General features: G+C 39.6%; 11 protein-coding genes and 1 tRNA gene. 7 read left to right on the top strand and 5 right to left on the bottom strand.

The features are described 5' to 3' along the window. Positions 1 to 88: 88 nt before the first annotated feature. On the bottom strand, positions 89 to 640 hold the full coding sequence (locus tag BBW65_RS02720) for a YceI family protein (protein ID WP_066339356.1): 552 nt from the start codon (positions 638 to 640) through the stop codon (positions 89 to 91). Between the two features lie 170 nt (positions 641 to 810). Here BBW65_RS02720 and BBW65_RS02715 point away from each other — a divergent pair. From BBW65_RS02715 to BBW65_RS02700, 4 genes are all read left to right on the top strand, one after another. After that, a tRNA-Ser gene (locus BBW65_RS02715) sits at positions 811 to 901 on the top strand. A 142-nt stretch (positions 902 to 1,043) separates the two neighbouring features. Further along, complete coding sequence (locus BBW65_RS02710; protein ID WP_066339349.1) at positions 1,044 to 1,979, top strand: alpha-1,2-fucosyltransferase; 936 nt, start codon at positions 1,044 to 1,046, stop codon at positions 1,977 to 1,979. A 160-nt stretch (positions 1,980 to 2,139) separates the two neighbouring features. Further along, positions 2,140 to 3,171: a glycosyltransferase family 2 protein gene (locus BBW65_RS02705; protein WP_066339347.1), complete on the top strand. Its 1,032-nt coding sequence runs from the start codon at positions 2,140 to 2,142 to the stop codon at positions 3,169 to 3,171. A gap of 59 nt (positions 3,172 to 3,230) precedes the next feature. Continuing rightward, complete coding sequence (locus tag BBW65_RS02700; RefSeq protein WP_199919468.1) at positions 3,231 to 4,268, top strand: glycosyltransferase family 2 protein; 1,038 nt, start codon at positions 3,231 to 3,233, stop codon at positions 4,266 to 4,268. An 88-nt stretch (positions 4,269 to 4,356) separates the two neighbouring features. Here BBW65_RS02700 and BBW65_RS02695 read toward each other — a convergent pair whose 3' ends face one another. From BBW65_RS02695 to BBW65_RS02680, 4 genes are read right to left on the bottom strand one after another with little or no spacing between them, the layout of a single operon-like run. Next, positions 4,357 to 5,205, bottom strand: coding sequence for a DMT family transporter (locus BBW65_RS02695; RefSeq protein WP_199919467.1), 849 nt, complete (start codon positions 5,203 to 5,205; stop codon positions 4,357 to 4,359). After that, complete coding sequence (locus BBW65_RS02690) at positions 5,202 to 6,377, bottom strand: replication-associated recombination protein A (protein ID WP_066339336.1); 1,176 nt, start codon at positions 6,375 to 6,377, stop codon at positions 5,202 to 5,204. Before BBW65_RS02690 ends, BBW65_RS02695 begins: the two co-directional genes overlap by 4 nt. Next, entirely contained in the window at positions 6,374 to 6,718 is a 345-nt protein-coding gene (locus tag BBW65_RS02685; protein WP_066339334.1) for a heat shock protein transcriptional repressor HspR, read from the bottom strand. Before BBW65_RS02685 ends, BBW65_RS02690 begins: the two co-directional genes overlap by 4 nt. A 1-nt stretch (position 6,719) precedes the next feature. Next, positions 6,720 to 7,586, bottom strand: a complete 867-nt coding sequence (locus BBW65_RS02680) for a DnaJ C-terminal domain-containing protein (RefSeq protein WP_066339331.1) — start codon at positions 7,584 to 7,586, stop codon at positions 6,720 to 6,722. 171 nt (positions 7,587 to 7,757) lie between these two features. Here BBW65_RS02680 and BBW65_RS02675 point away from each other — a divergent pair, with 171 nt between their 5' ends. The 3 genes from BBW65_RS02675 to yajC are packed head-to-tail and all read left to right on the top strand — an operon-like array spanning position 7,758 to position 12,176. Further along, positions 7,758 to 10,565, top strand: a complete 2,808-nt coding sequence (locus tag BBW65_RS02675; RefSeq protein WP_233702093.1) for a RecB-like helicase — start codon at positions 7,758 to 7,760, stop codon at positions 10,563 to 10,565. Between the two features lie 9 nt (positions 10,566 to 10,574). Further along, positions 10,575 to 11,873, top strand: a complete 1,299-nt coding sequence (nhaA, locus tag BBW65_RS02670) for a Na+/H+ antiporter NhaA (protein ID WP_066339327.1) — start codon at positions 10,575 to 10,577, stop codon at positions 11,871 to 11,873. A 27-nt stretch (positions 11,874 to 11,900) separates the two neighbouring features. Continuing rightward, complete coding sequence (gene yajC / locus BBW65_RS02665) at positions 11,901 to 12,176, top strand: preprotein translocase subunit YajC (RefSeq protein ID WP_066339324.1); 276 nt, start codon at positions 11,901 to 11,903, stop codon at positions 12,174 to 12,176. Position 12,177: the final 1 nt, after the last annotated feature.

Here is a 12,177-nt window from a genome sequence, read left to right as displayed (position 1 = left end):
TCAATCTTGCAAAATTCTTAGCTTGCGGTAGAAACTTGGCAAGTGTGAGAGACTTGGCTAGGGTTCGCCAAGTGTCGCTCTTGCTTGATCAAAGTTGCGAGGCTTCAAGATTGATGATGATTTTGATTTTGTCTTTGATCATACTATCAAGCACATTTTTGCCGATGCCAAAATCTTTGCGATTGATTTCCCCTGTAATCTCAAAACCTATGATTTTTTTCTTGGTTTTGGGGTGTGTCGCTGTATCGCTCATCTCGATTTGAAACACAACATCTTTGCTCACTCCAGCAAGGGTGAGGGTGCCAAAAATCTGATTCCCGGATTGTTTGGTCATTTTGAAATAAGCTTTTGGATTTTTTGCAACATCAAAAAAATCTGCACTTCTAAGGTGGTCATCGCGCTTTTGATTATTGGTATCAATAGAGGCGATATCGATCTCTCCTTCAAGCTTTTTGAGCATTTTGCTTTGCCAATCAAAATCAATCTTTCCGGCAAACTGCTTGAAATCGCCCTTGACATTACTCACCAATAAATGCTTGGTGCTAAAAGCAACGCTAGAATGCGTTGTGTCAATCTTGAGCTCATCAGAGAGGAGCAAAAGCGTAGAGGCAAGTCCTAGTGTGAGAAAAATTTTACGCATTGTCAGTCCTTTGTAAGTGATTAATAAAGCAAATCAAACTTTATTTTGATGATTGTAGTGTAAAGAGTTAAAAAATAAAAATTTGAGAGGCAATCGATCTGTCATCTGACAAAAGCGTGTGGTGATTCAGCTTTTTTTTAGAAAAAATGGATAGAATTGCACTTTGGCTTGGACCGGTGGGTGAGTTGGCTTAAACCACATCCCTGCTAAGGATGCGTAGCCGCAAGGTTACCGAGGGTTCGAATCCCTCCCTGTCCGCCATTAGTGCTTCTTGAATTTCAAATCAATATCTTTAGATACTTCGTTGTAATTTAGGTTTGTTTATACTTATGTTTTGTGAGATAAAAGTGACATAAATGCATTAAAATATCAAGATGATAAATCATTTAGCTTAAGGTTTGCAATGTTTTCAGTTAGATTGATGGGTGGGCTTGGAAATCAAATGTTTATTTATGCATTTGCCAAGGCAATAAAGGCTCAAGGTTATCCTGTGAGGCTGTTTTATTATGATACCGATTACAATGTGCCTCAAACGCACAATATTCGCAATTTGGAGATAGTGGATTTTGGGATTGCTATGTGTATAGAAACAATGTGTTATGAAGAACCCCAAATCAAAAAAAGTTTCTTTGAGAGGGCTCTTGGGTTTATAAAACGCAAGTTGAAAATACATTCGCCCCATTCGTCTAGTTTGATTTCTGATCATTGTGAGATTGCACTTACAAAAGATTTTCTAGATACTCTTAATCCTAATGCAATGTTTAATGGCTATTTCCAAAATGTTGTATTTTTCGATCATCTCAGAGAATCGTTGTTGCGGGATTTTACACTCAAAAGACCTCTCACACCTGCCAATGAGGCTTTGAAACATCAAATCTTGCAAACCCCCAATTCTTGCTTTCTGCATATTCGTCGTGGTGATTATTTGCAGATTCCTATATATGTTAAACTCGGCTCTACATACTACAACAATGCAATCAAGGCACTAAAAGATAAGATCTCAAAGCCCCATATCTTTGTTTTTAGCAATGACATTGCTTGGTGCAAGGAATTTTTCTTGGATTCTTTGGATCCGCTTGTGATTGAAAATGTGACATTTAGCTTTATAGAAAACAATGATGAAGGTAATGCGATTGAGGAAATGGAACTAATGCGTTCGTGCCAACACGCCATTATTGCTAATTCTACCTTTAGCTGGTGGGCTGCTTATTTGATTGACTCTGCACAAAAACTCTGCATTATGCCAAAACACTTTTTCAACGATCCGCAACAAGAAGTCGCCCACAAACTGATTCCCCCCCCCCTCCATTCTTTGAGTCAAACAATAGTAATTGGCTAATGATTGACTATGTTTGGTAATTAACCAAAACGCACTATGATAAGTTCAATATTATTTGATTGGATAAGGAAAATATGCTTATGACTCATATACCCCCCCCCCTCACATTTGTAGTCCCAATTCACACACATCTCTTTCAGACAATCACACTATCCATTCTATGAATCCCTTTTTCTCTATCATTATTCCTGTTTATAATGTGCAAGAATATATTGCAAGATGTTTGAATTCTTGTATCAATCAAACTTTCAAAGAGATAGAAATCATTATTATTGATGATTGTGGAAGCGATGATTCTATGGAGATTGCAAGAGAATTTGCCAAACAAGACAAGAGGATTAGAATCCTTACTAATGCAGAAAATCTAGGATTATTTCATACAAGAATTGTGGGTGAGAGAGAGGCAAGGGGGGAGTATATTATGCCTCTTGATTCTGATGATTATATTGATTTGGATGCTTGTGAGAGGATTTATAATCTTTTAACTCAAGATTACAGCGAAAGAGGGGAGTGGGTGGATGTGTTGTGTTATATTTCACTCTCACTTACAAAGAAAAATAAAAAAATGGACAAAAAAATCATCAATTTTGACAATTGTAACTTTTATCAAGAAATAACAAAATTTTCAGGTTGGAATATTTGTGGCAAAATTTATAAACAATCAACTCTAAAAATCACCCATCAGTTCATCAAACAACATCTTCCCAATCTACCCAAAATCAATATGGCTGAAGATGCTCTTAAATTCTTTATATTTTCTCTATTTATCAAAAGAGGCATAGGCGTTAGAGATAGCTTTTATCATTATTGTGATAATCCAAAATCTATAACACGCAATTTGCACAAAGAAACTTATGAAGACTTCCATCAAATCATTACAATACTAAACACAATACCTTGTGCCAATCTCAGTGATTATGCAATTCATTTGGAAAATAAAGAAAAACTTCAAAAAAAATTATTTATTCATAGCTATAAACTTGCTAAAGCCATTGGTAAAAAATCTAAAAGCAAGATCCCGTATTTATTCATTCATAATTATCAGCTTGTCAAAGATCTTGGTATCAAACGATCTTTTTTGGCACATCTAAAATCATTTTTACTTTTATATTGTCGTCGATCTTGGAAAATTTATATTCGATTTTTTTTGTATATTTTTAGTTTTGGAATTTTAAAATGTAAATATCTTTAAGATAAATGATCGTTGTAATAAAGTTCAATATTATTTGATTGGATAAGGAAAATATGCTTATGACTCATATACCCCCCCCCCCTCACATTTGTAGTCCCAATTCACACACATCTCTTTCAGACAATCACACTATCCATTCTATGAATCCCTTTTTCTCTATCATTATTCCTGTTTATAATGTGCAAGAATATATTGCAAGATGTTTGAATTCTTGTATCAATCAAACTTTCAAAGAGATAGAAATCATTATTATTGATGATTGTGGAAGCGATGATTCTATGGAGATTGCAAGAGAATTTGCCAAACAAGACAAGAGGATTAGAATCCTTACTAATGCAGAAAATCTAGGATTATTTCATACAAGAATTGTGGGTGAGAGAGAGGCAAGGGGGGAGTATATTATGCCTCTTGATTCTGATGATTATATTGATTTGGATGCTTGTGAGAGGATTTATAATCTTTTAACTCAAGATTACAACGAAAGAGGGGAGTGGGTGGATCTCTGTTGTTTTGCCTACTTTGACACAAACAAAGAAGATTTGAATTATCAAAAAATACATTTTAATGGCAAAAATTTATGGGAAGAAATGATAAAGTTTTCAGGATGGAGCATTTGGAACAAAGCTTACAAAAAAAGTCTTTTGGACAAAACCAATGCCTTTATCCAAGAGGAATGCCAAATCCCAAAGCTTAGTGCAGCCGAAGATGCTCTTAAACTTTTCATCATCTCCCTTTTTGCTCAAAATGCCATAGGTATGCATGATAAATATCATCACTATTGCGATAATCCACAATCTATCACTCGCACAGATGACAAAGAAAAGCTACAAAAAAACTACTTTGATCATCTAGCTATCATTAAGACTTTGGATTCTATCCCTGCATATCTACTGAACAGCAAAAACAATGGTGTCAAAGATAGAGACTCTCTTCAAAAATACTTGCGTAAGGAAGGTGAGGTGTTTAGATCGCAAATCGATCGCAAAAATCGCAAAACAAATTTTTTTGTATATGTTTTTAGGCTTATACGCATTTTGGGTCCTTACAAATTCTGCGTCAGGGCATTTTTGTATATCTACAAAAGATTATTGTCTTAGAAATAATCTTTGCTTTGTGGAAAGTTTCCATAAAGTCCTTAGGACGCAGTAATACAAAGTTTTAATCAAATTGAGTATGACATTTTCTCTAATCCTTATCTTTGGCTAGATAAACACCTAGCAAAATCACTCCGATGCCAAAGATCTCAAGCATACCTAGTTTTTCGCCAAGGCATACAAATCCTAAGATTCCTGCAATGATTGGGGAGAGCAAGAGAATCAAAGAAGCGACTTGTGTCTGGATTTTGCCCATAATGTAGCTAAAAAATCCTTGACCGACCACTTGTCCCAAAAGCACCACAAGCAGAATGGTTGAGATGTCAGAATAAGAGCGTGGGATTTGGACTTGCCCTCCAAGCAGTGCGATGATGAGTAGAGTGCAAGAGGAGCCGATAGAGGCAAAAAACATCAGCAGACTCGCAGAGTAGGTTTTGCGTAATCCATGAATTACTGCCAAAAAACAAGCATAACAAACCATACTCATCACAGCCAAAAAATCCCCAAAGATACTTGCCGTTTGTGAATCTTGCCCTCCAGAGAGCAGGAAGCCTATCCCTATGATTGCTACCAACGCTCCTATAAAAAATCGAGGATTGACTTTTTCGTGGAAAAAGAAAATGCCGATTGGGACAAGCACGAAGCAAACTAGAGAGCCGAAAAGATTGACATTGGCGACACTTGTATGATGGAGTGCAAAATTGAAAAATGCCAAATCCAAGCCAAAGAGCACCCCAGCAAACAGAATCAAAAAAAGATCTTTTTTGGCAATACTTGAGATTTCTTGGCGTGCAAGGTAGAGGAAAAAGGGTAGAGCCAAAAATACGCGATAAAAACCCACCATAATAGGAGAGATTTCTAGCGTTTTGACCAAAACACTAGCATAGATGATGCAGGTTTCAGCTAGAAAAGCCAAAGCGATAAATCTCCATTGTGTCATTGAAGTCCTTTGATTTTTTGTAGCCATTGATTGAGGGTTTGCTCAAAGCCCTTGTGTGTTTGCTCAACGAAGCAAATCTCTTGGGGCAGGTATGTTTGATTGACCCAGCCACCAAAATCGTGCGGATAGAGATAGTTTGGATTGTTGGGTGTGATGGCTTGTGGGATTGGGAGTGGAGGGTGGGTTTTGATGTAATCCATCGCTTTTTTGATGGCAGTGTAGGCTGTATTGCTTTTGGGGCTTGAGGCTAGGTAGATGACGCATTGGGCAAGGATGATTTGGGATTCTGGGTAGCCGATTTTGCTGACTGCTTGCATTGTGCTTGTGGCGATGTTTAGGGCATTTGGATTGGCGTTGCCGATGTCTTCACTCGCCAAGATGACAAGGCGTCTTGCGATAAAATCCGCACTTTCTCCCTCATTGATGAGGCGTGCAAGGTAGTAGAGACTTGCGTTTTCATCACTACCGCGGATTGATTTGATCAAAGCACTCGTGAGATTGTAGTGCGTGTTGTCTTCGCTTGTGCCATCACCGAGTGCATTGGGGCGGATTTTCTTGAGAGTTTGGAGCGTGATTTCTCCTGTGTTGGAGGCAAAATCTAGGAGATTGAGCATCGCGCGTGCATCGCCATTGCTAGAATAGATGAGATAGTCTGTGGCTTCTTGGGTGATGTTGATCGCATAACGCGTGATGGCTCTGTGCAGAAGCGTTTTGAGATCTTTTGGGGTGAGCGGATAAAACTCAAACAAAAAGGCTCTTGAGCGGATTGCGTTGGTGAGTGCATAGTATGGGTTTAGCGTGGAGCAACCGATGATGTAGGCTTGATTCTCCTCCATTATGGGCAAAAGTGCTTCTTGCTGTGTTTTGCTCAGTCTGTGAATCTCATCGATAAGAATAGTGGGGGTGAAAAGTGAGCTAGAGGAGAGGATTTGGCGTAATTGTTCAAGTTTGAAATGCGTAGCATTGAGGAGGTGAAAATCACTCTGCACACTTTGGGCTAGGATTTTGGATAGGCTGGTTTTGCCACTTCCGGGAGGTCCAAAGAAAATCAAATGCGGGAGCTTGCCTTGTTGCAATGAGGCATAGAGTGCAGAATCGGCATTGATGATGTGTTGTTGCCCAACGAAGTCTTGGAGGGTGCTTGGACGCAAAAGGGAGGCGAGGTTTTTCATTTTTTCAAAATAATTTCATAGGAGCTTTGTTTGATTGTTTTGATTTGGCTTTTTGGGGCTTGAGCGTGGAATTGTTCCATTAGAGAATCAAGCTCATCAAGACGCTCTTTGAGACGCAAGATGATATCCACTCCTGCAAGATTGACCCCCAAATCACGCGTGAGACGCAGGATTGTTTTGATTTTGTCGATATCTCTTTGGGAGTATAGACGCATTTTGCCATCTGTGCGTCCTGGCTGGATTAGCCCTTCTTTTTCGTATTGTCTTAAGGTTTGAGGGTGGATCTCAAGGATTTTTGCCACAACGCTGATGAGATAAACGGGTTCATCATAACTATACATTTTAAAGCTCCTTTTCCAACAAATCTTTGAGTGTGTCGCTTAGGCTTTCAATAGGGGGCAAAATAACATTTGCTTGGAGATATAAGTCGCCCTTGCTGTTGTTTTTGCGATTGAATGCTCCGTATTCTTTGATTCTGAATTTTTGATTATTTTTGACTCCTGAGGGGATTTTGAGCTTGACTTCTTTGTGGAGTGTTGGCACTTCAAGGCTACCGCCAAAGAGGGCGATTTTGAGCGGAATGTCTATGGTTTTGATGAGATCGTCTTGTTGGCGTGTGTATTCTGGGCTTGGGGCAACTTGGACTTTGAGAAGGAGGTCTCCATTGATACCATTGTGTGTGCGTCCTTTGCCTTTGAGACGGATTGTTTCTCCGTCTTTGATACCTGCGGGGATTTTGATGTCCAAGCCTTGATAGTGGTATTTGCCCCCAAGGATTGAGGTTTCAAAGGCAATAGTGATATTGCCTTGAATGTCTAGATCTGGCATACGATCAAAGGGATGTCCCCCAAACCCTCCAAAGTTTCCAAATCCTCCAAACCCCCCTCCTGTGCCTTTGCCATATCCACCACTCCCAAAGATTTGGCTCAAGATGTCATTGAGATCGACACCGGCTCCCGCTCCTCTTGTGAAGTCGCTGAAATTTTGTCCCCCAAACATACTATCTCCAAACTGATCGTATTGTGCTTTTTTGTTGGCATCGCTTAGGATTTCATAAGCGGCATTGATTTCTTTGAATTTTTCTTCTGCATCTTTTGCTTTGTTGATGTCTGGGTGGTATTTGCGTGCAAGACGCCTATAGGCTTTTTTGATTTCATCACTACTTGCGTTTTCGCTGACTTCAAGTGTGGTGTATAGACTTTTTGCCATTTTGGATCCTTTTGTTCATCAAAATGATTGTTATAGTTTAGTGCATTTTATCATAAAACTTTAGTATATGGACATCAAGTTTGGGATGATGACGCATGGACAGAATCAGAAAACTTTATGAGATGTTTTGGTAACATTATGAGAATTCTATAAGATGATATGGTTACTCAAGTGGTGAATAAAGAAAAGCAATTTTTAGTTTTGGAAGCTTCGGCTGGTAGTGGTAAAACCTATGCACTCGCTCTGCGTTATGTTTATCTGTTGTTACAGGGGGCAAAAATCGGAGAGATTTTGTCGCTGACTTTTACAAACAAAGCGGTCGATGAGATGAAAGAGCGTATCGCACGATTTCTTAGGATTTTGGCAGGTGCAAACAATGCAGAGCAACAAGGACTTTTGGAATCTTTGCATAATGAATACGGGCTAGATGCTAAGGAAGTGAGAGCCAAAGCCCCTCAAATCCTCAAAGAGTTTTTGAGGCAAAAGGTTAGGATTTCTACGATTGATTCTTTTTTGAATGCCGTGATCAAGAAGTTTTGTTGGTATGCAGGTGTGCCATTTGGCTTTGAGATTGCTCCGTTGGATGTTGAAGCACTTGGTGCTAGATTTTTGCAAAAGCTAAATCCAAAGCAAAAAAACGATTTTTTGTTTCTTTGTTTGTCTCATAACTATAGTATCGATCAGACTCTTGAGCATTTGCATCAAATCGCTATTGATTATTTGGACGCATTGCCCAATATCACCAAACCCATTGCAGAGGATTTGTATGCCCAACAGATTGCAGAGCTTGTGCAACAGATCCAAAGAGACATAGAGGCAAATCCCAAAAGCAGTGATACAGCTAGAAAGGCGTTGCACTATCAAAAGATCGAGGATCTTGTGAGCAAAACTGCAGTGCAAAAAGGGACAGAATATCGCTCTTTTAAGTCTTTGGGGCTCAATGAGGCAGATTTTGATGCGTTGCATCGTTTGCTCAAAGGGTATTTGAAATGGAAATCTGAATCTTATCTCTATGAAATCAAAGAATTTTGCGATTTGTTTCAGCAAAGTCGCAAGGAGTTGATTTGCTCTTTGGGGGTTTTGGACTTTGCAGACATCACGAGCAAAGCCTATGAGTTGTTGTGCAAACAAAATGCACATTTTGATGATTTCAAAGATTTTTTCTATTTCAGGCTTGATGATAAGATTTCTCATATTTTGCTAGATGAGTTTCAAGATACGAGTGTGATTCAGTATAAGCTTCTTGCTCCTTTGATTGATGAGATTGTCTCAGGTGTCGGCAGAATAGGGGAGAGGAGCTTTTTTGCAGTGGGGGATCAAAAACAAAGTATCTATCGTTTTAGGGGTGGATATGGGCGTTTGATGCGTATGATTGTCAAAAACGGCATACAGAGAGAGAGTTTGCAGAGTAATTATCGATCTTGCGGTGAGGTCGTGGCGTTTGTGAATGCCGTGTTTGCCGAGCCTTATGGTGATTTGTATGTCCCACAAAAGACTGAAAAATCTGGGGGGTATGTCAAGATTGAAAAACCTCTTGCAAAAGCAGACAAAGCAGAGGGCTTGGAGAGTATTTTTGGTGCAGTGCTTGAGAAAATAGACACACTGCATTCTTGTGGTGTTGGATTTGAGGAAATCGCGGTTTTGGTTTTTACCAATGCAGAGGTTGCAAATCTAGGAAGCTTCATCAAAGAGAAACGCCCAGAGATTCGCGTGGTGCTAGAGGAGCAGGTGAGCCTAGCAGAAAAGTGGGAGGCAAAAATCATTATCAATGCTTTGAAATGCAGTCTTGCCAAGCACGATCCCAAAACTTTTGAGTTTTATCGCGATTGCCTGTGTAAGTTGCTAGGGCATAAAATCGGAGAAGAGATCGAGATCATTCCATTTGAGCAGATCGCAGAATTTGTGTTTTTGGTGATCAAGACTTACAAACTTGGAACATTTGTGGCACAAAAAGTTTTGGAGATCGCGTGTGAGAGTGCCGATGAGATGGAGTTTTTGGAGAAAATGAAGAGTGCAAGTTGCCAAGAAATCCAAGAGGAGCAAGAGGGGCTAAAAATCTTGACAATCCACAAATCCAAAGGTTTGGAGTTTGACCATTTGATTGTTTTGGATCGCACACGACAGGCTAGAAGTAGTGGGGGAATGTTTTGCGATTATGATGATTCTTTGGAGGGGCATATTTATCTACGCACTAGCCACAGAGAAGTGTTTGATAGTGAATATGCCAGTGTTTTGCAACGACAAAAAGAGCTAGAGAGCCTAGAAAAAATCAATCTACTCTATGTGGCTCTCACTCGTGCCAAAACATCGCTCTGGATTTTGCCCACACAACAGGGCAAGGAGTTTGAACGCATCGGTTTGGTGGCGGGAGACGAGGTGCTTGTGCAACAAGAGTGGGGGGAGTTTGGCATAGAGAGAAGCACAAAACCCAAAGTGAGTGCCAAAGAGTTTTATCCGCTCAAACAAGAGGGGTTTGGGAAGCAGGAGGGGTTTATCAGGTATGAGCAAATCGCCTATCAGCCCAATGAGATTGAGGCAATCAAAAGGGGGGAGGCGTTTCATAGTGCTTTGGAGTTGGCTCTAGGCTATGGTGCCAAGCAAGAAGAGATTTTGGATTTTTTGAGCAATAGATATGGAGCCTTTTTGGCTATTGAAAAACTTGAAACAATCCCTTTGATTGTTGAAAAAGTGTGCCAAAAGATTCAATCTAGCTTTGCCTATTGTCGCCTGGAGAGTGAAGTTGCGTTTTTGCTAGAAAACAAAATCTATCGCATGGATTGTGTGTTGTTTTTGCAGGATCAGAATCAAAAATTGGAAGAAATTGTGGTGCTTGATTACAAAAGTGGTAGAAAACAGGGGTATTATGATGAACAGATAAAACAATACACTTTCTATATTCAAAAACAATATCCGCAAATCAAAACAAGTGGTTATCTTGTTTATTTGGATCAGCAGTTTGAGATGGTACGAGTTGTATAAGGAGTATTGATGGAAAAAATGAAAAAAATTGTGATGTCAGAGAGTTTTGGCGGAGTTTTTTTGTTTTGCTGTGCGGTGCTTGCAATGATTGTAGCAAATAGCGGATTGAGTGAGTGGTATTTTCATCTGTGGCATGAGCAGGTGGGACTAAGCATCGCTGGGAAATTTTATGGCTTTGACTTGCATTTGTGGGTGAATGATGTTTTGATGTCTTTGTTTTTTTTGATGGTGGGGCTTGAAATCAAAAGAGAGTTTCTTTTTGGTGGATTATCAGGATTCAAAAAAGCAGCGTTTCCTGCAATCGCAGCGATTGGGGGAATGATTGTCCCTGCAGGAATCTATCTTGCATTTAATATGGGGACAGAAACATCTCATGGATTTGGGATCCCTATGGCAACAGATATTGCTTTTGCTTTGGGTGTGGTGTTGATGCTAGGCAAACGCGTGCCGCCGGCTTTGAAGCTTTTTTTGGTAACTTTGGCAGTGGTTGATGATTTGGGTGCGATTGTGGTGATTGCGATTTTTTATAGTAGCGGGATTGCGTGGGAATGGCTTGGAGTTTCAGCGTTTTTGACCGGTGTGCTTTTTGCGTTCAATTATGGAGGCGTGAGAAATCTCATCCCTTATCTTTGTGTGGGGGTTGCATTGTGGTTTTGTATCCACGAAAGTGGGATCCACGCGACAATTTCAGCTGTAATCTTGGCTTTTACCATTCCTGCAAAGCCCAAGATTTTCACTCAAGATTTTTTGAGAGATGTGCAAAAAGATCTCCTTGATTTTAACAAAGCCGAAGAAGAACGCAAAGATATTTTGCTCACCAATGGGCATTTTGATGCTGTGCATCAAATCACCAAGCGTCTCTCCTATGTGCAAAATCCTCTCTTGAAACTAGAGCATTCTCTCCACTCTCTATCGACTTATTTGATCATGCCTCTTTTTGCTTTTGCCAATGCTGGGGTGAGTTTGAGTGGAGGTGTGGATTTTGCAAGCATGCATCTAATGCTTGGTGTGATTCTTGGATTGTTGATAGGCAAACCTCTTGGAATCTTGCTTTTGACTTTTTTGTGCGAGAAACTTGGTATCGCGACGCGACCGACAGGAATCGCTTGGAGTCATATTTTGGGGGCTGGGATTTTGGCAGGGATTGGATTTACGATGTCGATTTTTGTCGCAAATCTTGCTTTTACTCAAGCCTCTTTTGTCGAAATCGCCAAAATTTCTATTTTGTCTGCTTCACTTTTGGCAGGAATCTTAGGAAGTCTGTTTCTTTTGGTTTTGGGTAGAAAAAGTAATGTGGTAGAATTTTGACTTTAAATTTTTCAGAAGGATTGTTTGATGGAACAAAGTGGTCTTACAAATATTTTAGGGACAATTTTGCCTTTTGTGGCGATTTTTGTCATTTTTTATTTTTTGTTTATTCGTCCGCAAAAAAAGCAACAGCAAAAGCACAAAGAAATGCTAGAGGCTCTAAAGGTTGGAGATAAGGTTGTGACTTATGGTGGAGTGATGGGCGAAGTGACAAAAAAAGAAGAAGGGTTTTTTCTTGTGCGTTCTAGTGAAAGCACTATCAAAATTGCTAAGGAATACATTGCCTACAAAGTTGAGCAATAAA

Origin of the sequence: Helicobacter enhydrae (assembly GCF_001693335.1) — a bacterium.
GTDB lineage: Bacteria > Campylobacterota > Campylobacteria > Campylobacterales > Helicobacteraceae > Helicobacter_G > Helicobacter_G enhydrae.
Note: the sequence above shows the minus strand (reverse complement) of the source record. Positions and strands in the feature narration are given on the sequence as shown.